Origin of the sequence: Frankia sp. Hr75.2, assembly GCF_949319125.1 — a bacterium.
In the GTDB taxonomy this organism is placed as follows: domain Bacteria; phylum Actinomycetota; class Actinomycetes; order Frankiales; family Frankiaceae; genus Parafrankia; species Parafrankia soli.
Genome location: NZ_CASGGV010000188.1, coordinates 44910 through 71087, shown reverse-complemented (window position 1 = coordinate 71087; position 26178 = coordinate 44910). Strand labels below are relative to the sequence as shown.

Sequence of the window (26178 nt, the reverse complement as noted above, 5' to 3'; positions counted from 1 at the left end):
CCGGTCACCGGTGGCGGGAACGTGTTCCTACTGTGGTCCGGCGCCGTCCTCGTGGGCCATCCAGTGGACGAAGCGGTGCAGCGGGTACATGGCGTCGTGCGGGTTGCCGATCGTGCTCGGCCCCGCCTCGCCCAGCCGGACGATGCGCTGCGCGCCGCCACTGGCCAGCCGGTCGCGGTAGTCGGCCATCCGTGCGAAGGGATAGAAGCCGACCGTCTGGGTTGCCACGTTGACGTACCTCATCGCCTCGTCGAGCGAGTCCACCCGGACCACGTTCGCGGTCTTGTTGATCGGGTGGAAGTCCACGGGCTCGTCCGAACGGATCACCAGCCCCCGGCCGTCGGTCTTTCCCCAGACGCCGAACTCGTCGTCGAGCATCATCAGCACGTCGATCTGCTCGCGCAGGTCGGCGTCGAGCGGACGGGCGTCACCCGAGGCGGCCGCCTTCTCGACGATGCGCGCGTGGAGCCGCTCGCTGAAGCGGTCCGCGTCGGCCTGGTCCGCCTCGACGAAGACGAAACGGCTGGCGACGCAGGCCTCCTGGTTGAGGATCATGACGTCGCCGGCGGCGAGCTCGGTGGCGACGTCGAGCGCCTCCTCGGAGGCGAAGGCCTCCCTGCCGACCATCGAGACCGACGTCTTGGGGTCGAACGAGACAAGCTGGAAGCCCGGCCCGAGGTACTTGATCACGTTGTTGATCGCGTCGCCGCCGCCCCAGGCCACGATCTTGTCGAAGTACTGCGGGCGATAGAGCACCTGCTCCACCGCGTCGTCGCCGCCGCGCCAGTAGACCGCCGACATCGATCTCACGATGGGGTGGCCGGGGTCGATGTCCGCCATCGTCCGCAGGACCGCCACCGTGGTGAAGGGGTCGCTGGAGGACATCTTGAACAGGTTGACGGCCTTCACCAACGCGCCCTGGGCGATGGACTTCACCGCGACGCCCGGCGAGTTGCCCGGCAACACGTGGATCAGTCGGGGCGCGAAGGCGCGGATGTAGCTCTTCCGGCCGGTGAAGTCCTGCTTGGGCACCCATTCGTCCAGGGCCCTGGGGTCGGGGAAGTTCTGCTCCACCACAGTCTCGAGCAGGCGCTTGTCGAGATAGGCGGCGGCGCCCTTGACCTGCCCCTCCAGCACCGCACGGGGCAGCACGTGGGTGCCGGCCATGCGATCGATGCAGTCCTGCATGAAGGTGTTCCGGGGATCGCGGATCCGCTCGCCCGTCTCGACGAGGAAATCGATGATCTCCTTGAGCGGGACGTTCAGCAGCGGCGGCACCTCGGTGCGCGGGTGCACCGCCTTGTCCATGGCGATCCGCGGCGTGGCGAAGGTGACGCCCAGGTCGCGCGAGCGGTGCGTGACGTCCCGGCCCTCGGAAAGCTCGCCGCGAAGGAAGAACGGCGCGGAGACGATCGCGTCGGCGGACTGGGGCCGAATGTCGGTGACGCTCATGAAAGGCCTCGCACGTACGCGTCGACGGTACCGGCACAGCCGATCTTGTCATCGCCGCCCTTGAGGTCGGCGTAACGGGTGATGTTGTTCCGCACCGAGGGCCCCTTCTGGCCGCACGCGCAGGGGCTCAGATCGAGCGAGATCTTGTCGCCGGTGATGATCCCGCCCCAGCGTCCGTCGAGCGAGAGGTCGAAGAAGGCGGCCCGGCCCTCGACCTCGCCGCTCTCGTGCGGCAGCAGCGTTTCGCCCGCCTCGTCGAGGATGAACGGAACGATCCACGGCGGCACGTGGTAGCGGTTGCCCTTCTGGCACTTGGGCATGCCGGAGTTGAGTTCCTGCATCGAGTAGTTCTGGAAATCCCGGCTGGCCGGGATGTTGAACGTCTCGTGGACGAACTCCTGGTAGTCCGGCGGCAGCTGCGCGCGCTTGAGCCCGCCGCCGACGTAGAGGCAGTTGTCGGGGTGGAAGTCCTTCGCCGAATAGCCCATGTCGCGCACGATCCTGGCCGCCTGGTACAGCGAGTTCCACATGCCGGCGATGTAGAGCTTCTCGTCGCGGTATCGGATGAGCGCCTCGGCGCCGGTGATCATCGCCTTGTCGAGGGCTTCCTGCCGCTCCCTGGAGGTCCGCTCGAAGTCGGCCAGCTCGCCGGGCAGCGCGGTGCCGTCGGCGATCTTCTTGCGGAGCACGACCATCTTGGTCAGCGACCCGACCGTGATCGGCGGGATCGGCAGGCTGAAACGCTCCCTGGCGGGATCGCTGAACGCCGCCTGCTGCGCCTCCGCGATGACCATGTTCTTCGGCACGGCGGCGGTCGCCCCCACGCCGATCATCCGTCGGTCCCGCGCCGGCTTCACTCCCGAGCCCCAGGAGAACACGTTGACCGTGTCGACGCGCGACCAGGTCATGTCCTGCTCCGACGCGAGCAGCATCGCCGACTTGCCCGTCGTGCCGCTGGAGCAGGAGACGTAGTGGCCCTTGGCCTGCAGACGTCCGATCCAGTCGTCGATGTCGGTGATGTCGGAGGTCTCGATCGGGCTGATCGGGTAGGGCGAGACGGTGCCCAGCCACTTGCCGAGCCGGTCCCACTTCTCCTCGATCAGGAAGCTCTCCGGGTAGCTCTTGTAGACGCTGTGCGGGAAGAGCAGCGCGACCATGTCCTCGCGGCTGCGGATCTCGGTGGTGCCGGCCTCGCGGGCCCGGTGCGCGAGCAGCCTGATGCGCTCCCTGCGCTCCTGGAACCGCTCGTTCAGAGCGGCTAACTGCGTCTCGCGCAGCTCGGCGGGGGAGTGATCGAACCGATCCTCGGCATCGACCAGCCGGGTCAGTGTCTCGATGGCTGAGCTCACAGGGCATCCTTACTGTTCGTGTTGGTGGCCGGGTCCGGAGAACGGCACCTGATGCGTATCATTAATCGAACCTGGCGGCGGCGCAAGAGGGAAGTCGAGCGAGGCGACATGCAGAACGGAGTCGCACCCACCCGGCGCGGGGCGGGGCGCCCCACCCGCGAGCAGGCCGAGGCGCGCCACGAGGAGCTCCTCGACACCGCGCTCGACCTGTTCCTGGAGCGAGGCTTCGAGCTGGCGACGATCGAGATGATCGCCGCCCGGGTCAACATGACCAAGCGCACGGTCTACGCCCGCTACCCCGACAAGGCCGCGCTGTTCCGCGCGGCGGTCCAGCGCGCCATCGAGCGCCAGATCGTGCCCCAGGCCGTGCTCGAGGGCCTGGACAACGGCGACCTGGCCGAAACGCTCGAGGGGATCGCCCGACTACGGATCACTCAGGTGGCGACACCCAACGGCCTGCGCCTGCAGCGGATCATCAACACCGAGAGCTACCGCTTCCCCGAGATCTTCACCATCAGCTTCGAGCAGAGCGGCAGGCCGGTGATCGAGTTCGTCGCCGGCGTGCTCGAGCGTGCGGTCGCCGACGGCACGATCGCGCCCACCAATCCCAGACTCGCCGCATCCGTCTTCATGAGCATGCTGGTCAGCGGTCCGGTGAGGACGATCGTGAGTGGCCACATGCCGACACAGAACGAACTGGACGAGAGGATCCAGTTCTCCGTTCGCCTGCTGCTCGACGGCCTCCGGCCACGCTGAGGACGACGAGGCGGTGGAGGTCTTCCATGACTCCACCGCCTTCTCCGGGGTGAAGTCCTAACGCTGGTAGCCGGTCCGCAGGTCGTCGACGATCCGTGGGCGGTCGAGCGTGGAGGGCTCGAGGGTGCGCGGAGGCCGGTCCGGCGGGAAGACCCCGGCGGCGGTGAGCACGGCCTGGTCGAGAAACCGGGCCGGGGTGGCCCGCTCGGAAAGCACGAGCGGCGCAGGTGTCCCCCCGGTGGTTGCCAGCACGAAGCCCCAGTCCCCGAAGCTCGGGACGTCGACGTGGTACGGCGTGGTGGCCAGGCCCGCGGCCCTGACCGTGCTCACCGTGCGCCAGTAGGCACTCGGTGTCGCGTACGGGCTGCCGGCCTGCACGGTGAGCAGGCCTCCGGGCGCGAGGACCGCCCGCACCAGGCCGTAGAACTCCTGCGAGTAGAGCCGGCCGAGCGCGGGTGTGTCCGGATCGGGCATGTCCACGACGACGGCGTCGAACGGCTCCGGCGGTGGGTCGCGCAGCCAGCGGAAGGCGTCGGCCACCACCACACGCACCCGCGGGTCGTTGAGCGCGGCACGGTTGAGTCGGGCGAAGGTCGTCCGGGCGAGTTCGATCATCCGCGGGTCCAGCTCCACCTGCACCACCTGCCGGACCGTGGGGTGGCGCAGCAGCTCGCGCGCGACCAACCCGTCGCCGCCGCCGAGGACCAGGACACGGGCGGGATCACGGGCGAGTGCGGGGGCGACGAGCGCCTCGGTGTACCGGTGTTCGTCGGCGCTGGAGAACTGCAGGTCGCCGTCCAGGTAGAGGCGCAGGTCGCCGCCTCGGCGGGTCACGACGATCTCCTGGTACGCGGACCGGGTGGCGACCACGATCGGGTCCGCGTACAGCCGCTGGCGGGCGTCGGTCTCGATGTCACGTGCGCGGAGCAGCAGCGTGCCGAGCAGGGTGGCGGCGGCCAGGAGCGCGCCGAGCGCGGTGACGAGGGCACGTCTGGTCAGCCACCGCCGCAGCAGCAACGTGGCGACCACGGTCGCGGCTGTCAGGTTGACCAGCCCCGTCAGCGCGGCTCCGCGGATCATGCCGGCCGTGGGGAGCAGGACGAACGGCCAGACCAGCCCGCCGACGAGGGCGCCGGCGTAGTCGGCTGCGTTGAGGTCGGCGAGCAGCCGGCCGCTGGCCCGGGCGTCCACGTCGGTCCGGCCGGTCTGCAGGAGCGTGACAAGCAGCGGCAGCTCGGCGCCTACCAGCGTGCCGAGCAGCGCGGTGCCGAGGACGAGCACCGGTCCGCTCGTCGCGTAGAAGCTGAAGGTGACGTAGAGAGTGACGGCGCTGAGCCCGCCGAGGATTCCGAGCAGGGTCTCGACGGCGACGAAGGCGGCGGCCGCGTGCCCGAGGAAGGGCTTGACCAGCAGCGCCCCGGCGCCGAGGGCGGCGACGAATCCGGCGACGATCAGTGAGGTCTGGGTGATGCCGCCGCCGGCGAGGCTGGTCGACAGGGTGAGCAGGACCAGCTCGTACACCAGGCCGCAGGCGGCGCAGACCGCGACCGCGGCGAGCAGGAGCGGGCGGGTACGGGCGGGCAGCGGGCTGTCCGCCGATGTGGCCCTGGGGGTGTCCGTCGCCACGGCTGATGGCGTCAGGAAGCTGATGGCGTCAGGACAGCGCGGCCGCGTTGACCGCGCCGATCGCGAGCAGGCTGGTGGCGACCGCCCACGCCGCCGGGCTGAGTGTCGGCTCGTCGACGATCGCGCGCAGGTGCCCGGGCACGACGGCGTCGAGCACGCGGAGCGCGAGCGCCTGCAGCGCGACCCCGACGAGGCCGTAGACCGCCGAGTCGACAAGGCCCTGAGCCAGCGAGTCCGAGCTGGTCAGGATGGCCGTGACGACGATGACCGTCAGCGACAGGTGGTTGCCCGCGAGCAGGACGGCGGCGTTCGGCCGGCGGTCGACGTAGACCTGCCGGCGCAGGTTGCCGGGCGTGAGCAGGTCGAGGACCAGAAAACCCAGCGCGAGGACACCGACGCCGACCAGGAAGTAGAGCAGGGTGGCGGCGATGCCCTCGCCGAGGTCGCCGGCGTCCAGGCTGCCGAAGGTCACGAGGCTCTCCCGGTGGTGTGCGGGGGGACGGGGGGACGGTGCTGCGTGGCCGGGCCCCGGCGGCCCCGGCCCGGATCACTTCCCATCGCCGGGACCACCGTCCTTCCCGGCCGGCGAGCCGGGGGTGAACCCGCTGCCGAGGCGCGCGTACTGGCCATGGCTGAACCCGTCGTCGAGATCCTCTACCCGCACAGTGCTGCCGGCCCCGGCGGCCGCCGCGCTGACGATCACGATGTCGTCCGCGAAGCGGAGGTACTGGCTGCCTCCGTCGCTGGCCCGGGCGGCCGGCGCGACCCCGCCGGCGATGGCCGCGGCGGTCCGGTCGACCGGCTCGGTCGACAGGTAGCTCTCGGTGTCGCCCCGGGTGTCGGTGTGACGGTAGCTGTCGGCGAGCCAGCCCCGGACGTTGCTGTCGCCACCGCAGGCGGGTAGCACCGCGACGGCGAGGGCGAGCGGGACAGCCAACGCGACGCGGGCGCTGCGGGCAACGCGGGCGACGTGGGCGACGTGGGCGACGCGGGCGACGCGGGCGACGCGGGCGGTGGTCATCGCGGCTCCCAGCGGCTGTGGGTGGTCACGATCTCGTGCGTGCGGGAGCCCGGGTAGAGGTGCCAGGTGTGCCACTGCCAGCCGCGCGGCATCGGCGCGCCGGTCAGGGCGGTCACCGCCCGCTCGTCGCCGGGGAAGGCGGCGCACAACCAGTCGGATCTCCCGGCCGCCCGGGTCCGCAGACTCGCCGCGAGCGCGTCGAGTTCGCGGCGATCGACGGTGCGCACCTGCGCCCTCAGGGTGTAGCCATCCTGCTCCGCCCGCGACGGCAGCGGGCAGCCACCGGCCGCGACGGCGTCACAGGAGACCTCCTCGGTCAGTCGACGTGTGCCCGAGGAGGCGCTCACCGCGTGCGAGGCGCCCAGGACGGCCAGGGTCAGCATGCCGTGCGGCGCGTGCAGGTCGACGCTGGCCAGCGACGCGGGGCTCGGCGCGCCGAGCAGCAGGCCGAGGGAGGCGGCGCGGACGTCGCGGGGCACGACCGCCAGCTCGAGGGCGGTCATCGGACCGGGACCGCGCCGCGGCGGACCGGCACACAGGGGACCTCGGGCACCTGGGTCCTCTCCGGCGGGGAATGCTCGGCGAGAACATACCGGACTTATTGCTGCGACGGAACTTGTGCGTGTCCGCGTCGACCTACGGCGGTGACCCCAGCGGAGGCTCGAACGGGTGCGGTGTCCGGAGTCCTCGACGCGCGCGAAAGCAGCGCCGTTGAATTCCGGCGGCGAGGAGACGGGATTCGTCCTCGGAGACGACGCGACCCTGGATGACCCGACGCGGGCGCCATGCCGCACCAGGTCCGGCCGGTTCGCCGGATTCCCGTCCGATGGTCTGGGCTGGCAGACTTGCCGGTGATGGATCGTGGGGGCAGCGAGTTCGGTGGCGCGCGGGTGCGGCGGATCGGGCTCGGTGACGCCGAGGTTCTGCGGGCGGTGCGGCTGGCGGCCCTGGCCGACGCGCCGGGGGTGTTCTGGCGTACCTATGCCGACGAAGCGACCCGGCCGGGAGCGGACTGGGTGGAGCGAGCCCGGGTGGGCGCGTCCGGAGACGCGGACGTGACGTTCCTGGCCGAGCGGGATGGCGCGGTGGTCGGTTCGGTGTCGGCGCACACCCCGTCGGCGGCGCGGGACCTGCGGGAGCTGGCGGCGATGTGGGTGGCGCCGGTGGCCCGAGGCTCGGGCACGGCGGACGCTTTGTTGCTGGCGGTGCTGGACTGGGCCCGGGCGGCTGGCGCGGCCGGGGCCCGGCTGTGGGTGGTGCCGTCGAACGGGCCGGCCCGGCGGGTGTATGAGCGGCACGGGTTCGTGGTGGTCGGTGACCTGGAGCCGGTTACGGATGATCCGTCGGTGAAGGTGTACGTGCCGATGGTGCTGACGTTGGACGCGGCTGCCGCCGCGGATGCGGGTTACCGGGCGCGCGCCGCCTCGCCCTGGTCGGCGCCGACATCGGGTGAGGACTGAGCGGGTGGCGGGAAAGTCCATGCCGGACAAGGGCGTCGAAGGCGAGCGGGGACGTCGTCTACTCCGGCTGTAGTACGGCGGACAGCGTGTACCGCGCCATACGTAGCCGGTATTGCCTGCGGGGGGAGGACGACGGGCAGGGCTTGTTCGGACACGCTTGTGCGGGGAAGTCAGATCTGCGGGCACGGTCGTCCACCAGACAGAACGACCACCGGCTCCGGCTCGTATGAAGGGATCTGTAGAGACTGTGCGCGAATTCGAGGCGATGGACTTCTTCCGCGACGAGACCCTCGTCGCGGACCCGTACCCTTACCTCGACGCCCTGCGGCGGAAATGCCCCGTACAACGGGAACGCCACCACGACGTGGTGATGGTGACCGGCTACGAGGAGGCGGTGGAGGTCTTCCACGACTCCGAGGCGTTCTCGTCCTGCATCTCGGTGACGGGTCCGTTCCCCGGCTTCCCGGTCCCGCTCGACGGTGACGACGTCTCCGCGCTGATCGAGCGGCATCGCCATGAGCTGCCGATGAACGACCAGCTCCCGACGATGGACCCGCCCACCCACACCGATCATCGCGCGCTGCTGATGCGGCTGATCACCCCCAAGCGCCTCAAGGAGAACGAGGCGCTGATGTGGGACCTTGCCGACCGCATGCTCGACCCGTTCCTCACTCCTGGTGAGGGAGAGTTCATCAGCGGATTCGCCGGACCGTTCACACTGCTCGTCATCGCGGACCTTCTGGGCGTCCCCGAGGAGGACCAGGACGAGTTTCTCGACAAACTGCAGCGCCAGCCGGCACAGACCGGCGGCGTCGGCGGCACCGGAGCGGAGACCCTGGCCCACAGTCCGCTGGAGTTTCTCTACGGGAAGTTCACCGGCTACATCGAGGACCGTCGCCGCAGCCCCCGCGCCGACGTGCTGACCGGTCTGGCCGGCGCGACGTTCCCGGACGGATCGACACCCGAGGTCATCGACGTGGTGCGGGTGGCCGCGAACCTCTTCTCCGCCGGTCAGGAAACCACGGTGCGCCTGCTCGGTTCGGCGTTGAAGATCCTGGCTGAGCGGCCCGACCTCCAGCGGCGGCTTCGTGCCGAGCGGGAGCGCATCCCGGCCTTCATCGAGGAGACCCTGCGCTGGGAGAGCCCGGTCAAGGGCGACTTCCGGCTCTCCCGGGTGCCGGTCACGGTGGGTGGGGTGCAGTTGCCCGCCGGCACCACGGTGATGGTGGTCAACGGGGCGGCCAACCGCGACCCACGCCGCTTCGAGAACCCGGAGACGTTCGACGTCGCCCGTTCCAACGCCCGCCAGCATCTGGCTTTCGGGCGTGGGATCCACAGCTGCCCCGGCGCGCCGTTGGCACGGGCCGAGGCACGGGCGAGTCTTGAACGGCTGTTGGACCGCACCACCGACATCCGCGTCAACGAGCGGGTGCACGGCCCGGCCGGCAACCGCCGCTACGAGTACATGCCCACCTTCATCCTGCGTGGGCTGACCGCCCTGCACCTGGAGTTCGACCTCGCGCCGGCACCGCCACGTGACTGCCCGCCCGCCGGCTCACCTACCGGATGGATCAAGGGCTGACGCTGCCTTCTGGCATGGTGCCGTACCCGGAGGGGCGCACGGTTCCCGCGGCCGAGACGTTCGTCCCCGGTGAGCCCCTGTTGTCGCACGAGCCGACCGCCATCGGCCCGTACGTCCTGTTGAGCCGGCTGGGCGTGGGTGGGATGGGCGCCGTCTACTACGCGCGCGACCAGCGGGGGCGGCCGGTCGCGGTCAAGGTGATCAGGCCGGATCGGGCCAGGGACCAGGAGTTCCGCCGCCGTTTCCGTCGGGAGGTCGAGGCGGCTCGCAGCGTCGCCTCGTTCTGCACCGCCGAGGTTCTCGACGCCGACCCGGACGCGTTCGCGCCGTACCTGGTGACGGAGTACATCGACGGCCTCCGGCTGGATCAGGCTGTCGCCGAGAGGGGTCCGCTCGACTCGTCCACCCTTACCGGGCTGGCGGTCGGGGTCGCGACGGCGTTGACCGCGATCCACCACGCCGGGCTTGTGCATCGGGATCTCAAGCCCGGCAACGTGATCCTGTCGCTGTCCGGTCCACGGGTCATCGACTTCGGTATCGCCCTGGCCCTGGACAGCACCGGCGGTAGGCCGACCGACTGGGGGTTCGGCTCGGCCGGGTGGATGGCACCCGAACAGATCAACGGCCAGCCGATCAGTGCGGCGGCTGACGTGTTCGCCTGGGGTGTCCTCGTCGCGTACGCGGGTACCGGACGGCATCCCTTCGGGGACGGCCACGATGTCGGTCTCGCCCACCGGATCACCACGGCCGAACCGGACCTGACCGGCCTTCCCCCGCAGGTGGAGGATCTCGTCCGCGATGCTCTGGCGAAAGAGCCGGCCAGCCGGCCTGATGCCCGGGGCCTGCTGCTGCGCCTGGTCGAGCGCCGGCCGGGGGAGCGGTCCGCCGATCCGGCTGTCCGACTGCTCGGGCTCACCGCGGAGCTCGCGCACTCCCCGGACGGGTCCGCACCTGCGCGGCGGCTGCGCTGGAGCCGTGGCCGCGCTCTGCTGACCTCCGGCCTGACGCTGGTACTGGCGGGTCTCACAGCGATCGGGTTGGCGGCGGCGAACCGTGATGACGGGACGTCGGCGCGACCGGCCGCGCCCACAGCCAGGTCGGGGGCATCCACGGCCAGGTCCGTGGAATCCTCGGCCGCGCCGGTCTCCGGCCCCAGTACCCCACCGAGTCCCGGCGGCTTCCGGGACGGGCCGTTGCTGTTCGCCGTGGACGGTGTCGAATGTGGGGTCGAGCAGCTCGGCCTCGGGTTCCTGGCCCGCCATCCGGACGGTCAGTTCTGCCTGGTCACCATGACGGTTCGTAACACCGGTGCATCCTCGGGCGCACTGGAGAACGCCTACCAGTACGCGTACGACAGCACCGGCGCCCGGCGCACCGCCGACTACCTGTCGCGTCTCTACCTGCCCGGCGAGACGATCTGGAATCCCGCCGGGCCGGGTGCCTCCATCCACGGCACGCTGGTTTTCGATATCCCGCGGGGCGCCGCGCTGCGGCGGCTGGAGCTCCATGACAGCCCGACCGGCAGCGGCGTTCTCATTCCGTTGTAGCCGGAACTCGCGCCCGTCCCGAACAGCACTTCTTCGTCTTTTTTGATGTTGTGCGGCGCTGTCGACGTGCCCCGTGCAACCGGGGTTCGGCCATTCCAAAGGACAGGAGCCGTTCATGACAGTAACCGCGGTGCCGTCCCGGACGGAACCAGGGCGGTCCAGATTCACCGCGCGGAATGCGCTGATCCTGATAGCGCTGATGTGGGCCGCGCAGCTTCTGGGGCTGGTCGGCCTGCTTTCCGGCAATGTTCAGGCGGAGATCGCCGTACACTTTCACACCGCCAGGATCTCGTGGTTCACGCTGATCACGGGCCTGGTCGGCACCTTCGCCACGCCCTTCGCGATCAAGGCCGCGGCGATGTACGGCAAGAAGCGGGTCATGGTGGTCATCACCGTCCTCGGGCTGGTGGGAGACCTGATCGCCGCCCTTGCGACGAACTACTCCATGCTGCTGATCGGACGCGGCATCGCCGGGTGCTATGGCCCGATCGGGGCACTGGCCTACTCGATGGTCCGTGACGTCCTCCCGCGCCGGCTCATCGGTCCCGCCAGCGGCCTGCTGGGCGGCGGCGTCGGGCTGGTCGCGCTGGGGGGCCCGTTCCTGTCCGCGTGGCTCGTGGACGGTTCCGGCTTCCGTGGCGCGCTGTGGTTCATGGCCGCGGCCAGCGCGCTCAGCCTCGTGGCGCTCGTGGTCCTCGTGCCCGAGAGTCCCGTGCGCGAGGAACGCACCCGCATCGACTGGCTGGGCGGGCTCCTGCTCGGCGGTGGCCTGACCGCGGTCGTCTACGGGATCGGTGAAGGCGCCGGCTGGGGCTGGACCAGTGCTCGCACTCTTCTCTTCATCGGAGGCGGTCTGGCCGCCGTGGTGGGCTTCGTCTTCACCGAAAGCCGGGTCCCGCACCCGATGATCCCACTGCCCCTGCTGAGGCGACGGCCGGTCTGGACCATGCTGCTGACGACGTCCCTGGTCGGAGGCGCGGCGTACGCCGTCGGCACGGTGATGTTCCTGCTCGCCCTCATGCCGACCATTCCGGGTGTCTCCGACGGCCTGGGATTCTCCGCAACCAGGAATGCGCTGGTCGGCGCACCCAGCAGCGTACTGATCCTCACGGGTGCGGTCGCGGCCGGAATGCTGGCCCGTAGATTCGATGCCTGGTTCCTCCTGGCCGCCGGCGGCCTACTCGTCGCCGGTGGATATGGACTGATCTCCGTGTACCACCACACTGTGCCGCAGCTGATGCTTTTCGGTGCCGTGACCGCGGTGGGCATGGGCCTCGTGGTGGCCACAATTCCCATCCTGGTCATCCAGGCGGTGCACCCGGCCGAACAGGCGCTGGCCAACGGTGCCCAGTCAATGGCGCAGGGGGTCACCCAGACCGTCCTCGGCCAGCTGGCGTTCGTCATCCTCGCCCGGGACAGCCAGGTCGTCCACGGAATCCGGTTCTACCGGGACGCCGGGTACTCCAACGGTCTTCTGTTCACCGCCGGTGTCGCCGCGACCGGGACAGCACTGGCCCTGATACTGCCGAAACGCCGTGCGGCCCGGGAGCTCTGAAGGTCTGAGGGCTTGGGGGACGACTGCTTCGACCGCGGGGTGACGCGAGACCGGTCGGCGTCGGGCCCTGGCCGGCACTGCGGGCCGGCGGTGACTGCTACCGGCCCGCAGTGCCGCGGACCGGAGGATCCGGGCGTGGCTCCACAGGAACTGATGTGGAGACGGCGGACACCGGACGTGTGGTCGGACGGGACATCCTGGGGTCGAGGCGACGCAGCAGGACCGACGTCAGCGCGAGCGCCGCGCCGGCAAGTCCGACGCCCAGCACGATGTCGAGCAGCCAGGCATCCGCGCTGTGCTCCCAGAGGCTGTCCGCGGGGTCGGTGCGCAGCATCCCGTTGCCGAGCTTGGAGACCTCGTTGAGGTCGTCGGTGGAGGCCAGCGCCGCGAAGCCCCACCGGGCGGGGGCGATCCAGGCGACCTGCTCCATCACCAGACGGCCGGACAGCGACACCAGGCCGCCGGAGAGCACGAGCTGGGCCATGGTGACCAGAACCAGGATGGGCATGATCTTGTCGACGTTGTCGGCGAGAGTCGAGACCAACAGACCGATCATCATGGATGCCAGCGCCGCGACGATGACGGCGACGAGGCACTCGATCAGTGGTGAGCCCAGCAGGGACGCATCGGGCGGCGTGCGGCCGACCAGCCCGATCAGCGTGAAGATCACGCACTGCAGGGTCGTGATACCGGTGAGGACGATGATCTTCGAGCCGAGATAGGCCGTCCGGGACAGGCCGATCGTTCGTTCCCGCCGGTAGATGTCGCGTTCCTTGACGATCTCGCGGACCGAGTTCGCCATGCCCATGAAACAAGCGCACAGGACCAGGACGACGAGCACCTTCGTCGCGTCCGGATTAGGCGCGTCCGGCAGTGATTTCAGTCCGTCCGGAGCTGGGATCACCCGGGGGATGATGCCCAGCAGAAACGGGAACGCGATAATCATCCTAAGATAGGAAGGATCGGCGAGCACCACTCGCAGATATCGCCGGGTGAGCGTGACGAGCTGCGCGACTACTGGTTGCTGACGGACGCCGGGGAGTTCGGCCGGAGCCTTGCGCGCGACCGGCGCCACGACCGCGGAGGGCACGAAATACTCCGAGGCACGGAACCGGGCCGCCATCTCCGCACCCGGCGTGTTCTCCAGCTCCCGGAAGACGGCCGCGAACTCGCGGAAGTCCTCCTTGCCGAAGAAGCGCAGCGCCCCGTCCGACGGGCCGAAATAGGCCACGTGCCCACCCGGGGCGAGCACCAGGATGTAGTCGCACAGGTCCAGGAAGAGCACGCTGTGCGTGACGACGATGACCGTGCGGCCGCTCTCGTCCGCCGAGCCCGGACCGCCGCCGTGGGCGAGCCCTTTCAGGGTCTCCATCACGGACTGGTCGTTCGCCGGGTCCAGCCCCGACGTCGGCTCGTCCAGGAACAGCAGCGACGGCCGGGTGAGCAGCTCCAGGGCCACCGACGTCCGCTTCTTCTGCCCACCGGAGAGCCGGCTCACCGGCGTGCCGGCGTGCGCGGTCAGGCCGAGCTCGCCGATGACCTCCTGGACGCGGGCGCGCCGTTCCCGCGCCGTGGTGTCCGCGGGGAACCGCAGCTCGGCGCCGTACTCGAGCGCCTCACGCACGGTGAGCTGGGCGTGCAGCGGATCGGCCTGCGGGACGCAGCCGATGCGCCGGCGCAGCTCGTCGTACTCGGCGTAGAGATCCAGCCCGTTGTACAGGACGGAGCCGGTGTCGGCGGGGCGGAAGCCGGTCAGCGCGTTGAGCAGGGTCGACTTGCCCGCCCCGCTGGGACCGACCACTCCGAGCAGCGACCGGCCGGGCAGCCGGAAGGTCAGGTCGTGCATCAGCTGCTTGGCCCCGGCCCACACGGACAGATCCTGTGCCTCGAGCGCCACATCGCCGGAGTCGACGTACTCGACGAGGGCGTCGTCCTCGAGCTGGTAGAGATGGTGCCCGATCGCGATGACATCGCGCTGCCCGACCGGAGCGCGCTCGACCCGCTGGCCGTTGACGAACGTCCCGTTGGCCGAACCGAGATCGATGACCTCCACCGCGTCGGCGTCGACCAGCAGCTCGGCGTGACGGCGTGAGGCGAGCAGATCGGCGACGGAGATGTCGTTGTCGTAGGAGCGGCCCAGGCGCAGCGTCCCGGGACGCAGCGGGTGCCGTCGGCGGCAGGCATGTGCCACGGCGCCGGCCGCCGGCCGGGTTGCCGTCGCGCCGGTAACCGCCTCGCTCGGCCGCGGAGGCTCGACCTGCCACGGAGGCTCGACCTGCCACGGAGAAAGGACCACCTCCGGACCGTCGACGGCACCGAGCCTGAGCCGCACCTCACCCAGACGCAGGGTGGTGCCTCTGATCCGGCGCCCGTCCTGCCACAGACCGTTCGCGCTGATGTCCCGCACGTGCCAGCCGTCAGCGACCGGTTCGAGCACGAGGTGGTGCCGGGAGACCCTCCCGTCGCCGACCACGATGTCGGCGCCGCGCGCCCGGCCGACCAGGTACGACGCGTTGCCTGCCAGCGTGGTCCGGCCCGCCGGGCTGACCACGCTCAGCGTGCTCAGGTCCACTGGCGGACCGGACGGAGGAGCGCGTCGCCGCGCTGGACGTTGATCGTCCACTGGATGTTTCCGGTTTGCGTGGTCACCGTGGAAGGTCCCCGGCATCGCACCGCCTTGTGAGAGCTGACCGCCCGGCTGTTGTCACTCAGACCTCCGGTCCTGGGCTGAACCTGGGATTCGGACCACTGTGCACCGTCGGTCAGGTCTTTCCATCGGCCAGGGGAAGTCATTTCTGACTACCGCGCCGGTAGTAGCCAGCTGCTTTACCGGTCCGCCGAAGGCCGAGGACTGTCACGTAAGTGCCCGTCCGATCCACAGCTCCCTGTTCACCACATCGGCGATCGCCACTCCGCAGGAGCGGCGAAAGTACTCACCTCCCGATCTGGCGGACGTTCCCCGGCGCGTTGTCCGGTCGGAATCGACACGCCGTGTCGCCGATCCGCCGGCGGATGCCGTCCGCGACCGATCGGCGTCGCCTCGTCTACTACGGACGCAGTAGACGGGGAACTACCATCGCCGCAGGTAGACAATCGGCATCCGCTGGGTACCGTGGTTGCGGTGGCACCAAAGATCGCGCAGTTCTGGAATGTGTGCCGGCGTACGGCTCGGCGGTACCCCTGGCTGGCCGACGGCCTGCTCGCTGTCGTGGTTCTGGCCCTGGGGCTGTGGCTGGCCGCGCAGAGCGCTCCCAGCCACCTCAGGCCGACCGGGCCCAGTCTGGTCATGAGCATGATCGGTTGTGCCGCCCTGGTGGTGCGCCGATCATGGCCGGGTGCGGTCCTCGGTGTCGTCCTCGGTTGCACCGTGCTCGTGTTCGTCCTCAACCTGACGCCCGACGACAGCCCGCCGCTCACCTTCGCCGCCGGGGTCGCCCTGTACAGCCTGGCGGTCTACCGGTCCCGCGAGGCAGCATGGATCTCGGCTCTCGCCTCGATGATCGTTCTGATTCCGCCGGCGCTGCTGCAGAAGCAGGAGGTTGTGGCTGTGGTCCTGGGTCTGTCCACCTGGGTTGTCTCCGCGACCGCCACCGGGGACGCGGTCCGCAGCCGGCGTGCCTACATCGCCGCGGTCGAGGACCGGGCACGGCGGGCGGAGCAGAGCCGTGAGGAGGAGGCCCGGCGGCAGGTCGCCGAGGAACGGTTACGCATCGCCCGGGAGCTGCATGACGTGGTCGCCCACCACATCACTCTTGTCAAGGTGCAGGCGGCCGTCGCCTCCCACATGCTCTACGTGCAGCCGGCCGGCGCCGACGAGGCGCTCGGCCACATCCGCCGCGCCAGCGCCACCGTCCTGGACGAGCTGAAACTGTTGCTCTACGCGCTGCGGGACACCTCCGAGCCGGTGTCGACCCAGCCGCCCGCAGGCCTGTCCCAACTCCCCACGCTGCTGTCCGGCTTCACGGCAGGCGGGATGTCCGTCGCACTCGACGTGACCGGGCAGTCCCGCGAGCTGCCGGCGCTCACCGACCTGGCCGCCTACCGGATCGTGCAGGAGTCACTGACGAACGCTCACAAGCACTCCCGGGGCGCCCGGACCTCGGTCGCGGTCGGCTACGGTTCCGGCGAGTTGCGCCTTCGCATCCACAACACCGCGGGTATGTCTCCTCCCGCATCCGGCGGTACCGGCCAGTCGCCCGGCACCGGTCCTGGTCGCAGGTTCCCCGGCACCGGCCCCACCCGGAAACAGCCCGCCACCGGCCCTACGCGGGACCCGGCGGCGCAGCGCGGCCGCGGCGGGCACGGCCTGCTCGGCATGCGCGAGCGGGCCGCCGCGGTCGGCGGCCACATGCAGGCCGGTTCCGACGGCGAGGGTGGCTTCGTGGTCACCGCGACGCTGCCGGTCCCGGAGGCGCCCCCACCGGCCCCGGCCGCCTCCACATTCAATGGCAGACGGGGGAGTGCCACGCTGCAGACGGCTACCGCCACCCCCCGCACCGCACTTGTGAAGGTGACACCCCAGTGATCCGTGTCCTGTTGGCCGACGACCAGGCACTCATCCGCGCCGGTTTCCGCGTCCTCGTCGAGACCGCCGCCGACATCACCGTGGTCGCCGAAGCTGCCGACGGCGCCGAGGCGGTGCGGCTGGCGCGGGAGACCCGTCCCGACGTCATCCTGATGGACATCAGAATGCCAGGCGTCGATGGTCTGTCCGCCACCCGTGAACTGACCGGCGACCCGACGCTCAACGAGGTGAAGGTGCTCGTCCTGACCACCTTCGAGCTCGACGAGCACGTCTTCGAGGCGCTGCGGGTCGGGGCCAGCGGCTTCCTCGGCAAAGGGGTGGAACCCGACGAGCTGGTCGCCGCGATCCGAGTCGTCGCCCGCGGCGACGCGCTCCTGTCCCCGCAGGCGACCCGTCACCTCATCGAGCAGTACCTGCGGCAGCCGGCCACACCGGCACCCGCGGTCACCGCGGGGCTGGATCTGCTGACCAAGCGGGAGAACGAGATCGTCAGGCTCATCGCCTACGGGCTGACGAACGACGAGATCGCCGAACAGCTTTACCTGTCGCCGCTGACCGTCAAGACACACGCGAACCGCGCGATGACCAAGGTGGCGGCCCGCGACCGCGCCCAGCTCGTCGTGATCGCCTACCAGACCGGGCTCGCCGAGGCCCCCAGCAGGAATTGACCCGGGCCGGTTCGGGGCCGGTGAGCTCGGGTGGCCGGGTGGCCGTCTGTTCCCGTGAACGGATGGCGGGCACCCTTGACCATCGGAATGTTAGCGCTAACATTCGACCTCGATGAGTGGACCTCGATGAGTGGAACAGCCCGGGGGAGTGGCGTCCCGTCCACTCCACACCGCTGTTTCGATCCGCTGCGGGGGCGGTGGGTTCTGGTGTCGGCTGGTCGGGACCGGATCCGAAATCCCGACTATGCCGGGCCGTACGTGTTCGCCAACGACTTCCCGGCGCTGCGACCCCCCTTGTCTGACGAGCGCCTGGAGGTGCGGGCGGAGCCAGGAATCCCGCCCGGCCGGGCCGGAGGCGCCGAGGAGTTGCTGCGCGCGGAGCCCGAGGCCGGTGTCTGCCGGGTGCTGTGCTTCGGGCCGCGGCACGACCGGCACCTCGCGGCGATGGGCGACGGGGAGCTGGCGGCCGTTGTCGACCTCTGGATCGGCCAGGCCGCCGAGCTGGGCCGGGTGTGGCGGTGGGTGCAGATCTTCGAGAACCGGGGGGCCGCGATGGGTGCCTCCAGCCCGCATCCGCACGGCCAGGTGTGGGCGAGCGCCTCGCTGCCGGACGAGCCGGCCGCGGAGGACGTCCGCCAGCGTGACTACCTGAGTAGGCACGGCCGCCGGTTGCTGGTCGACTACGCCGGAATCGAGCGCGCCGCCGGGGAGCGGGTGGTGGCGGACAACGGCGAGTGGCTCGCGGTCGTGCCCTACTGGGCGGTGTGGCCGTTCGAGACGATGCTGATGCCCGTGCGCCCGGTTGCCAGCCTCCCCGAGCTGGACGGACCCCTTCGGGAGAGCCTGGTCGGGATGCTGCGGACCCTGCTGACGGCCTATGACGCGCTGTTCGGCGTGCCGTTCCCCTACTCGATGGGCTGGCACGGCGCACCGGGGCCGGCCGCCGCCGGACGGGACGGTGCCAGACCGGACGGTGCCGGGCTGGCCGCCGCCGGGCCGCCCGGCGGCGGCGTGGCCGCGCCGGCCGGGGCCGGGCACTGGCAGCTGCACGCCCACTTCTACCCGCCGTTGCTGCGTTCGCCGACCGTCCGCAAGTTCCTGGTCGGTTACGAGATGCTGGCCGGCGCGCAGCGCGACATCACCCCGGAGCAGGCCGCGGCGATGCTGCGGGCCCACGTCCCGGCCGCCGGACCGGACCGGGTCCGATGAGCCAGCGTGGTGAGGTTTCCGCGACGGCCGGGGGCGTCGGCGCAACCCCCGACCCAGGCAGCCCGGGCACCCCGGGCGCGGCGGAGCGGGCCGTCGCGGCCTTCGTCCGGTGCCACGGTGCCCGGCCGGCCTACCTGGTCCGCTCGCCTGGCCGGGTGAATCTGATCGGCGAGCACACCGACTACAACGGCGGGCTCTGCCTGCCGGTGGCGATCGACCTCGAGCTGTGCCTCGCGTTCTCCCCGTCCCCGCGCGCGACTTCGGGCCACGGGTCTGTCGAGGTGCTTTCCGAGCATCGCGCGGCACCGGCCCGGATCGGCCTGCCGCCTCCTCCGCCACCTGAGCCCGGGTCGCCCGGCCGGGCCGGTGCCGCGCAGTCCGGATGGGCCGGGTACGTCGAGGGCGTCGTCGTGATGGCGGCGTCGGTCGCCGGAGCCGCCGCGTCGCGAGGCTGGTACGGGACGCTGGCCAGCGACCTGCCGCTCGGCGCCGGGCTGTCGTCGTCGGCCGCGTTGGAGCTTGCCGTGGCCCGGGCCTGCGCGGTGGTGTGGGACACCGGCTGGGATCCGATCGGGGCGGCCCGGCTCGCCCAGCGGGCCGAGAACGGCTGGGTGGGCGTCGCCACCGGTCTGCTCGACCAGATCGCCTGCGCCGCGGCGACGGCCGGCCACGCTCTGGAGATCGACTTTCGTGATCTGACGGTGACCGCGGTCGCCGTCCCGGATTCGGTGGTCGTCGCGGTCGTGGACACCGGCACCCGCCGGGAGCTGGTCACCAGCGCCTACGCCCAGCGCCGGGCCGAATGTGAGCGGGCGGCGGCCGGGCTGGGCGTCGCGAGCCTGCGCGACCTCGGCGACCGGTTGCCCGCCGACGCGGCCCGCCGGCTCGACCCGGTGGCGTTGCGCCGGGCGCGTCACATCGTCACCGAGAACACGCGGGTACGGGAGCTCGCCGACGCGCTGCGCCGCGCGGACCTGCCACGGGCCGGCGCCGTGCTCCTCGACGGCCACCGGTCGATCCGGGACGACTTCGAGGTGAGCGGTCCTGAGCTGGAGGCCGCGGTCGAGGTCTGCCGGAACGCCCCCGGCTGCCACGGCGCGCGGATGACCGGCGGCGGTTTCGCCGGCTGCGTCATCGCCCTGGTCGACGCGGACTCGGCGGCCGGCTTCGCCCGAGCGGTGGTCGGTCCCTACCGCCGGAGGACCGGGAGGGATGCCGTGATCCACCTGTGTGTGCCGGTCGGCGGCACCTCGCTGGTGGACCCGCGCTGACTGCGAACGTCAGGGTGGCGGTGCCGTGCTGCGGCGCAGGACCAGCTCCGGCGGGATGACGACGTGAGCCCGGCCGGTCGCGCCGGTCTCGACCTGCTCCAGGAGCGAGCGCAGGCTCTGACGGCCGACCTCGGTGAAGTCCTGCCGGAGCGTGGTCAGCGGCGGTGAGAAGTACGCGGCTTCGGGGATGTCGTCGAATCCGACGACGCTGACGTCCTCGGGTACCCGGCGGCCGCCTTCGCGCAGGGCGCGCAGGACGCCGAGGGCCATCTGGTCGTTGGCGACGAAGACGGCGGTCAGGTCGGGTTCGTGGGCGAGCTGGCGGCCGGCGGCGAAGCCGGCGCGGGCGGTCCAGTCACCGGCCAGCGGCGGGTGGACGGCCGCGCCGGCCGCCTCGAGCGCGGCGCGCCAGCCGGCGATCCGTCCGGCGCCCTCGTACCAGTCGGACGGTCCGGCCACGTGCCGGACGGTCGGGTGGCCGGCGGCGAGCAGGTGCTCGGTGGCGGTCCGGGCGCCGTGCTCCTGGTCCACCGAGACGGTGGCGATGTTTCCGTCGGGGCGCCCTTCGACGGCGACGAGCGGCAGGCGGGTCGCGACCGCGCTCAGCGCGTCGGTCGCGTCGAGAAGCGGCGCGATCGCCACGACCCCGTCGATGCCACCGGCGAGCAGACGCCCGAGGGCCTGCCGGACCGCGCCCGGATCGAGGGAGTGCAGGCTGACCACCGTGACCTGGTAGTCGGCCGCCCGCGCCGCCTGTTCGACGGCGTACAGCGTGGACGTCGGCCCGTAGAGCGTGCCGGTCAGGGCCAGGACACCGAGGGTCCGGGAGCGGCCGGTGGCGAGCGCCCGGGCGGCCGGGTTCGGCCGGTAGCCGAGCTCGCGCAGGCCCGCCAGGACCCGCTCCCGGGTCCGTGGCCGGACACCCGGGTGGTTGTTGACGACGCGGGACACGGTCTGGTGGGAGACGCCGACGAGGCGGGCCACGTCGGTCAGGGCCGGCGGCCGACCGGACGCGGGCATCGTGCTCCCCACCTCGCCCACCTCGCCCGGCCCGGCCAGCTCGCCCTGTCCGCCCTGCTCGCCCTGTCCGCCTGGCTCGGACGCGCCGGGGACCACCTGCGGCGCTGGCTCGCCGCCCCGGTCCGCTCCGTCCAATTCGGTCCACCTTCGTCGCTCTTGACGTGCCGCTCTTCGTATCGCGTCACCGGGCGGATGGCGTTCTCGTCGGCCGCGCCGCGACCGGTCCGCCCGTTCCGTTATAGCCGGCCTGCACCTGCTGGCCGTTGGGCGCCGGGCTGGACGCGTCGCGCCGCCGGGCTTGACCGACGAAATGTTAGCGCTAACATTTGTCCTCGCGGCCGTTGTCACGCACGGACGGCCGCGCGCCGGCACCGGATCACCTCCGCCCCGCCGGCCACCCTGGCCATGCATCAGAAGCCATGAACAGGAACGGGAGGCGCGGGTGCGACAGACGCGTGATTTCCTCCGCTCGCTCGGGCTGCCGGGCGCCGATCCCTCCGACCTGCCGTCCAGCGGGAAGCGATTCCCGGACGGCGCCCAGTACCGGGTGGAGATCCCGAGTGTGGAAGGGCCGGAGGCGCTGGCGGCGGTGCTTGCCGAGGCGGACCGCCGGGGCGTCCCGGTCCACCGGGTCTCGCAGGGCAGCGGCGGGCTGCTGCTGACCGCCGGGGAGCTGGCGGCGATGGCGGCCGCCGGGGCGGCGGCGGACGTCGAGGTCAGTCTGTTCGCCCGGCCGCTGGCCGGATGGGACACCGGGGCCGCCGCCCTGGCCCCCGGCGGTGCCGGCCTGGCCGCGCAGGCGCGGGGGACCGAACAGCTCGTGCACGTGCTGGAGGACATCCGCCGGGCCACCGAGGCCGGGATCCGCAGCGTCCTGGTCACCGACGTCGGGGTGCTGTCGGTCGCGGGCCGGATGCGGACGGCCGGTGAGCTGCCACCGGAGCTGATCTTCAAGGTGAGCGTGCAGATGGGCTGTGCCAACCCCGCGTCGATCCGCCTGGCCGAGCAGCTCGGCGCCGACACCTACAACGTGCCGACCGACCTGTCGCTGGCCCAGCTCGCGGCGGTCCGGGCGGCCGTGGACATCCCCATCGACCTCTACGTCGAGGCGCCCGACGACCTCGGTGGCTTCGTGCGCCACTTCGAGATCGCCGAGATCGTCCGGGTCGCCACGCCGGTCTACCTGAAGTTCGGGCTGCGCAACGCGCCGAACATCTATCCCAGCGGCACCCACCTGACCGCCACCGCCGTGGCCCTCGGGCGGGAACGGGTCCGGCGGGCCGAGATCGGCCTGGAGCTGCTGCGCCGCTACTACCCGGACGCCGTCGGGTCAGGACGGCGGCCGGCCGGGCTGGCCGTCCCGGCGCCACCCGGCGACGCACCGGCCTCGCCGGCCCCACCGGCGACTCCGCCGCCGACTCCGCCGGTCGCCGCTGTCGAGGGAGCACCGGGGGCACTGTCATGAAGATCGCCGACGTGCGGACGCACGTGTACGGAACCCCATGGCGGGATCTGACCTACGTCCAGGTCTTCACGGACGACGGCCTGGTCGGCGTGGGGGAGACCCGGATGCTCGGCCACACCCAGGCGCTGCTGGGCTACCTGGCCGAGGCGACCCGCAACCATGTGCTCGGCTCCGATCCGTTCGACATCGAGTCGCTGGTGGACCGGATGAAGCGCGGCGACTACGGGCGCGCCGGCGAGATCGTCATGTCCGGTATCGCCTGCGTCGAGATGGCCTGCTGGGACATCGTGGGCAAGGCGCTGGGGCAGCCGGTGTGGCGGCTGCTGGGCGGCAAGGTCCGGGACAGGATCAAGGCGTACGCGAACGGCTGGTACACCGTGGAGCGCACCCCCGAGGAGTTCCACGTGGCGGCGCGGGCGGTGGTGGCCCGGGGCTACCGGGCGCTCAAGCTCGACCCGTTCGGCGCCGGCCGGTGGGAGCTGGACCGGGCCGAACGCCGCCACTCGATCTCCCTGGTCGAGGCGGTGCGCGACGCGGTCGGGCCGGACGTGGAGATCCTCGTGGAGATGCACGGGCGGTTCGCACCGCACGAGGCCATCCGGATCGCCGCCTCGCTGGCCGAGTTCGAGCCGGGCTGGGTGGAGGAACCGGTACCACCGGAGAACCTGCGGGCGCTGGCCAAGGCCGCCGCCGGGATCGACGCCCCGGTGGCGACCGGGGAGCGCATCCACGACCGCACCGAGTTCCGGGAGCTGTTCGACCTCGGCGCGGCCGACATCATCCAGCCCGACATCGGCCATCTCGGCGGCATCAGCGAGACCCGCAAGCTCGCCGCGACCGCGGAGACCCACTTCACGCTGGTCGCCCCGCACAACGTCGGCGGCGCGGTTCTCACCGCCGCCAACCTGCACCTGGCCGCCTGCACCCCCAACTTCATGATCCAGGAACACTTCAACGACTTCGCCGACGAGGAGGTCAAGCTCGTGGCCCCGGGCCTGCCGCCGGTCGTCGACGGCTACTTCGCCCTGCCGACCGCGCCCGGCCTCGGCGTCGAGCTGGACGTCGACGTCGTGGCCGCCCACCCGTCCCGCGGCGCCCACTTCGACCTCTACGCCGACGGCTGGGAGCTGCGCGGCTCCCGCCCGCCCGGCCGCGGCTGACCGTGACCGGTCGCGCGGTGTGGATCGACGCGCCGGGACGGCTGGAGATCCGCCCGGCCGAACCGGTCGCTCCCGGGCCGGGTGAGGTGCTGGTCCGGGTGGCCCGGGCGGGTATCTGCGGCTCCGACCGCGAGGTGCTGCGCGGCACCCGGCCCGCCGGATTCGTGCGGTACCCGGTCGTCCCGGGGCACGAGTGGTCCGGCACGGTGGCGGCGGTCGGCCCGGCGGGAGACAAGGCGCTCGTGGGCCGGCCGGTGGTGGCCGAGGGCTTCCGCTCCTGCCGGGTCTGCGCCGCCTGCCGGCGCGGCGACACCAACCTGTGCACCGCCCCCTACGAGGAGACCGGCTTCACCTGTCCCGGCGCGTGGTCCGACCACCTGGTCGTACCGGGCCATCTCCTGCACGTCCTGCCGCTCGGCGCCGACCTGCGCGCGGCCGCCGGTCTGGAGCCAGCCGCCTGCGCCGCGGCAGCCTGCCTGCAAGCCGGTGCCGTTCCCGGCGAGCGGGTCGCCGTGGTCGGCGCGGGCACGCTCGGCCTGCTGGCCACGCAGCTGCTGGCGGCGGGCGGCCCGGCCGAGCTGGTCGCCGTGGATCCCCGCGCGGGCCGCGCCGAGCTCGCCGCCCGGTGCGGCGCCGCGACGCTGCTGTCACCGGACGAGGCCGCCGCCGGCCGGTGGTCGCGGCGGTTCGACGTGGTGGTCGAGGCCGCCGGCGCGCCCGGCAGCGCGGCGCTGGCCTGCGGGCTGGCCCGCCGTGGCGGGCGGGTGGTGCTCGCCGGTCTCGCCGCGGACGGCGACCACCCGCTGCGCGCCATCGACCTCGTTCTCCCCCAGCTCACGGTGCACACCGTGTTCGGGGCGCCGTCGCGGGCCTGGACCCACGCGGTACGCGCGTTCGCCGCCGGCCAGCTCGACCCGGCGGCGCTGGTCACGCACGAGCTGCCGCTCGACGACGTCGGCGAGGCGTTCCGGCTCCTCGACGACGCCGCCGGCACCGCCGTGAAGATCCTGCTGCATCCCACGTCCCGCAGCGGCACCGCCTCGTGACACCCCGCCTCGTCAACGGAAGGATGGCCGTGCACACCGTCACGACCGACACCGAAGCGCTGCTCGCCGCCGCGGCGGCGGCGGCCCGGCCGTTCGGCGCGCTCGCGCCGGCCGCGCGTGCGTCGATGCTGCGCGCGGTGGCCGACGCCCTCGACGCCGCGGCCGAGCCCCTGGTCCCGGTCGCGATGCGCGAGACACGGCTGCCCGAACCGCGGCTGCGCGGTGAGCTGGTCCGCACCACGTTCCAGCTCCGCCTGTTCGCCGGGCTCCTCGACGACGGCCGATACCTCGAGGCGACGATCGACCCGCCCGACCCGGCCTGGCCCACCGGGCCGCGTCCCGACCTGCGCCGGATGCTGATCCCGGTCGGGCCGGTGCTCGTCTTCGCCGCCTCGAACTTTCCCTTCGCGTTCAGCGTCGCCGGTGGGGACACCGCCGCCGCGCTCGCCGCGGGCTGTCCGGTGCTGCTCAAGGCCCACCCCGGCCATCCGGAGCTGTCCCGTCTCACCGCCGCCGTCGTCACGGCCGCGCTGGCCGCCGCCGGTGCGCCCGCGGGGACGCTGGCCCTGATCGAAGGTGACGAGCCGGCACGGGCCGCCCTCGTCGACCCGCGCGTGCGGGCCGGTGCCTTCACCGGCTCGGAGCACGCCGGCCGGCTCCTTTTCAACCTCGCAGCCGCCCGCGACGAGCCGATCCCGTTCTACGCCGAGATGGGCAGCGTCAACCCGGTCTTCGTGACCGAGGCCGCCGCCGCCCGGCGCGGGCCGGAGATCTGGGCCGGCTACGTCGAGTCCTACACGCTGGGCACCGGCCAGTTCTGCACCAAGCCCGGCCTCCTGTTCGCCCCGGCCGGATCAGCCGAGGCGGACCTCGTCCGGCTGGTGTCCGCGCGGCCGGCCACCCCGCTGCTGGGGAAGCGGATCGCGGCCGGCTACCGGGACGCCCTCGGCGGGCTCACGGGCCATCCCGCGGTTCGGGCGCTGGCCGCCGGCGCCGGGATGACGACCGGCGTGACACCGACTCTGCTGGCCACCGGTGTCGCCGACTGGCTGCGCGACCCGGGCGCGCTGGCGGTCGAGTGCTTCGGCCCGACGTCGCTGCTCGTCGCCTACGACGATCCGGTCGACCTGCTCGCGGCGGCCCGGGCCCTCGGCGGGCAGCTCACCGCCACCGTGCACGGTGAGGACGTCGACGACGTCCTCGCCGCGGAGCTGCTCGCCGAGCTGCGGGAACGGGCCGGGCGGGTGCTGTGGAACGGCTGGCCGACCGGCGTGTCGGTCAGCCCGGCCATGACCCACGGCGGCCCGTACCCGGCGACGACGTCCCTGCACACCTCGGTCGGGACGACGTCGATCTCCCGGTTCCTGCGGCCCGTCACGTACCAGTCGCTGCCCGAGCGCCTGCTGCCCGAGCCCCTGCGTGACGACAATCCCTGGGGGATCCCCCAGAACCGGCACGGCGGCTGA

Annotated in this window: 21 protein-coding genes; 13 read left to right on the top strand and 8 right to left on the bottom strand. The window is 71.9% G+C overall.

All coding sequences use genetic code 11. The features are described from left to right. Positions 1-27 precede the first annotated feature (27 nt). Positions 28-1452, bottom strand: a complete 1425-nt coding sequence (locus tag AC559T_RS14430; RefSeq protein WP_071065102.1) for an acyl-CoA reductase — start codon at positions 1450-1452, stop codon at positions 28-30. Then, on the bottom strand, positions 1449-2801 hold the full coding sequence (locus tag AC559T_RS14425; RefSeq protein ID WP_498869037.1) for a long-chain-fatty-acid--protein ligase: 1353 nt from the start codon (positions 2799-2801) through the stop codon (positions 1449-1451). The genes AC559T_RS14430 and AC559T_RS14425 overlap by 4 nt, the downstream gene beginning before the upstream one ends. A gap of 108 nt (positions 2802-2909) precedes the next feature. Here AC559T_RS14425 and AC559T_RS14420 point away from each other — a divergent pair, with 108 nt between their 5' ends. Beyond that, positions 2910-3557, top strand: coding sequence for a TetR/AcrR family transcriptional regulator (locus AC559T_RS14420; protein WP_112106688.1), 648 nt, complete (start codon positions 2910-2912; stop codon positions 3555-3557). A 57-nt stretch (positions 3558-3614) separates the two neighbouring features. Here the strand turns inward: AC559T_RS14420 and AC559T_RS14415 are convergent, their stop codons facing one another. The 4 genes from AC559T_RS14415 to AC559T_RS14400 all read right to left on the bottom strand — a co-directional run bounded on the left by AC559T_RS14415 (position 3615) and on the right by AC559T_RS14400 (position 6707). After that, complete coding sequence (locus AC559T_RS14415; protein ID WP_498869036.1) at positions 3615-5183, bottom strand: polyamine aminopropyltransferase; 1569 nt, start codon at positions 5181-5183, stop codon at positions 3615-3617. Positions 5184-5211: 28 nt separating this feature from the next. After that, the gene (locus tag AC559T_RS14410; protein WP_071065098.1) at positions 5212-5655 is read right to left on the bottom strand and encodes a DUF350 domain-containing protein; all 444 of its coding nucleotides are present in this window, start codon (positions 5653-5655) and stop codon (positions 5212-5214) included. A 75-nt stretch (positions 5656-5730) separates the two neighbouring features. Next, a complete protein-coding gene (locus tag AC559T_RS14405; protein ID WP_498869035.1) occupies positions 5731-6204 on the bottom strand; it encodes a DUF4247 domain-containing protein in 474 nt (157 codons plus the stop codon). Continuing rightward, the gene (locus tag AC559T_RS14400; protein ID WP_112106692.1) at positions 6201-6707 is read right to left on the bottom strand and encodes a DUF2617 family protein; all 507 of its coding nucleotides are present in this window, start codon (positions 6705-6707) and stop codon (positions 6201-6203) included. The genes AC559T_RS14405 and AC559T_RS14400 overlap by 4 nt, the downstream gene beginning before the upstream one ends. Before the next feature lie 351 nt (positions 6708-7058). On the opposite strand from AC559T_RS14400, the gene AC559T_RS14395 reads away from it, so the two are divergent. The 4 genes from AC559T_RS14395 to AC559T_RS14380 all read left to right on the top strand — a co-directional run bounded on the left by AC559T_RS14395 (position 7059) and on the right by AC559T_RS14380 (position 12348). Beyond that, positions 7059-7664: a GNAT family N-acetyltransferase gene (locus tag AC559T_RS14395; protein WP_498869034.1), complete on the top strand. Its 606-nt coding sequence runs from the start codon at positions 7059-7061 to the stop codon at positions 7662-7664. 226 nt (positions 7665-7890) lie between these two features. Continuing rightward, a complete protein-coding gene (locus AC559T_RS14390; protein WP_498869033.1) occupies positions 7891-9246 on the top strand; it encodes a cytochrome P450 in 1356 nt (451 codons plus the stop codon). Positions 9247-9260: 14 nt separating this feature from the next. After that, positions 9261-10793 carry a protein kinase domain-containing protein gene (locus AC559T_RS14385; RefSeq protein ID WP_498869032.1) on the top strand — a complete coding sequence of 511 codons (1533 nt, stop codon included), beginning with the start codon at positions 9261-9263 and terminating at the stop codon, positions 10791-10793. Between the two features lie 115 nt (positions 10794-10908). Next, on the top strand, positions 10909-12348 hold the full coding sequence (locus tag AC559T_RS14380; RefSeq protein ID WP_498869031.1) for an MFS transporter: 1440 nt from the start codon (positions 10909-10911) through the stop codon (positions 12346-12348). A gap of 97 nt (positions 12349-12445) precedes the next feature. Here AC559T_RS14380 and AC559T_RS14375 read toward each other — a convergent pair whose 3' ends face one another. Then, a complete protein-coding gene (locus tag AC559T_RS14375; RefSeq protein ID WP_498869030.1) occupies positions 12446-14920 on the bottom strand; it encodes an ATP-binding cassette domain-containing protein in 2475 nt (824 codons plus the stop codon). 549 nt (positions 14921-15469) lie between these two features. Between AC559T_RS14375 and AC559T_RS14370 the strand changes: the two genes are divergently transcribed. The 4 genes from AC559T_RS14370 to galK all read left to right on the top strand — a co-directional run bounded on the left by AC559T_RS14370 (position 15470) and on the right by galK (position 20021). Beyond that, complete coding sequence (locus AC559T_RS14370; protein ID WP_498869029.1) at positions 15470-16873, top strand: sensor histidine kinase; 1404 nt, start codon at positions 15470-15472, stop codon at positions 16871-16873. Continuing rightward, positions 16870-17541, top strand: a complete 672-nt coding sequence (locus AC559T_RS14365) for a response regulator (RefSeq protein ID WP_498869028.1) — start codon at positions 16870-16872, stop codon at positions 17539-17541. Before AC559T_RS14370 ends, AC559T_RS14365 begins: the two co-directional genes overlap by 4 nt. Before the next feature lie 126 nt (positions 17542-17667). Beyond that, a complete protein-coding gene (gene galT / locus AC559T_RS14360) occupies positions 17668-18750 on the top strand; it encodes a galactose-1-phosphate uridylyltransferase (protein WP_498869053.1) in 1083 nt (360 codons plus the stop codon). Beyond that, on the top strand, positions 18747-20021 hold the full coding sequence (galK, locus tag AC559T_RS14355; RefSeq protein WP_498869027.1) for a galactokinase: 1275 nt from the start codon (positions 18747-18749) through the stop codon (positions 20019-20021). The genes galT and galK overlap by 4 nt, the downstream gene beginning before the upstream one ends. A 9-nt stretch (positions 20022-20030) precedes the next feature. On the opposite strand, the gene AC559T_RS14350 is transcribed toward galK, so the two are convergent. Further along, complete coding sequence (locus AC559T_RS14350; protein WP_498869026.1) at positions 20031-21176, bottom strand: LacI family DNA-binding transcriptional regulator; 1146 nt, start codon at positions 21174-21176, stop codon at positions 20031-20033. A 307-nt stretch (positions 21177-21483) separates the two neighbouring features. Here AC559T_RS14350 and AC559T_RS14345 point away from each other — a divergent pair, with 307 nt between their 5' ends. Genes AC559T_RS14345 through AC559T_RS14330 form a run of 4 tightly spaced genes read left to right on the top strand, consistent with a single transcriptional unit; the run spans position 21484 to position 26178 of the window. Next, positions 21484-22506: a U32 family peptidase gene (locus AC559T_RS14345; RefSeq protein ID WP_498869025.1), complete on the top strand. Its 1023-nt coding sequence runs from the start codon at positions 21484-21486 to the stop codon at positions 22504-22506. After that, a complete protein-coding gene (locus tag AC559T_RS14340) occupies positions 22503-23666 on the top strand; it encodes a mandelate racemase/muconate lactonizing enzyme family protein (protein WP_498869024.1) in 1164 nt (387 codons plus the stop codon). Before AC559T_RS14345 ends, AC559T_RS14340 begins: the two co-directional genes overlap by 4 nt. Positions 23667-23668: 2 nt before the next feature. Further along, positions 23669-24712 carry a zinc-dependent alcohol dehydrogenase gene (locus tag AC559T_RS14335; RefSeq protein WP_498869023.1) on the top strand — a complete coding sequence of 348 codons (1044 nt, stop codon included), beginning with the start codon at positions 23669-23671 and terminating at the stop codon, positions 24710-24712. A 23-nt stretch (positions 24713-24735) separates the two neighbouring features. Next, entirely contained in the window at positions 24736-26178 is a 1443-nt protein-coding gene (locus tag AC559T_RS14330) for an aldehyde dehydrogenase (NADP(+)) (protein WP_498869022.1), read from the top strand.

Coding starts and splice junctions, on each gene's coding strand:
- AC559T_RS14340 (WP_498869024.1), top strand. CDS start 22,503: ATGAAGATCGCCGACGTGCGGACGCACGTGTACGGAACCCCATGGCGG.
- AC559T_RS14395 (WP_498869034.1), top strand. CDS start 7,059: ATGGATCGTGGGGGCAGCGAGTTCGGTGGCGCGCGGGTGCGGCGGATC.
- AC559T_RS14420 (WP_112106688.1), top strand. CDS start 2,910: ATGCAGAACGGAGTCGCACCCACCCGGCGCGGGGCGGGGCGCCCCACC.
- galT (WP_498869053.1), top strand. CDS start 17,668: ATGAGTGGAACAGCCCGGGGGAGTGGCGTCCCGTCCACTCCACACCGC.
- AC559T_RS14390 (WP_498869033.1), top strand. CDS start 7,891: ATGAAGGGATCTGTAGAGACTGTGCGCGAATTCGAGGCGATGGACTTC.
- AC559T_RS14380 (WP_498869031.1), top strand. CDS start 10,909: ATGACAGTAACCGCGGTGCCGTCCCGGACGGAACCAGGGCGGTCCAGA.
- AC559T_RS14330 (WP_498869022.1), top strand. CDS start 24,736: ATGGCCGTGCACACCGTCACGACCGACACCGAAGCGCTGCTCGCCGCC.
- AC559T_RS14385 (WP_498869032.1), top strand. CDS start 9,261: ATGGTGCCGTACCCGGAGGGGCGCACGGTTCCCGCGGCCGAGACGTTC.
- galK (WP_498869027.1), top strand. CDS start 18,747: ATGAGCCAGCGTGGTGAGGTTTCCGCGACGGCCGGGGGCGTCGGCGCA.
- AC559T_RS14400 (WP_112106692.1), bottom strand. CDS start 6,707: ATGACCGCCCTCGAGCTGGCGGTCGTGCCCCGCGACGTCCGCGCCGCC.
- AC559T_RS14430 (WP_071065102.1), bottom strand. CDS start 1,452: ATGAGCGTCACCGACATTCGGCCCCAGTCCGCCGACGCGATCGTCTCC.
- AC559T_RS14405 (WP_498869035.1), bottom strand. CDS start 6,204: ATGACCACCGCCCGCGTCGCCCGCGTCGCCCGCGTCGCCCACGTCGCC.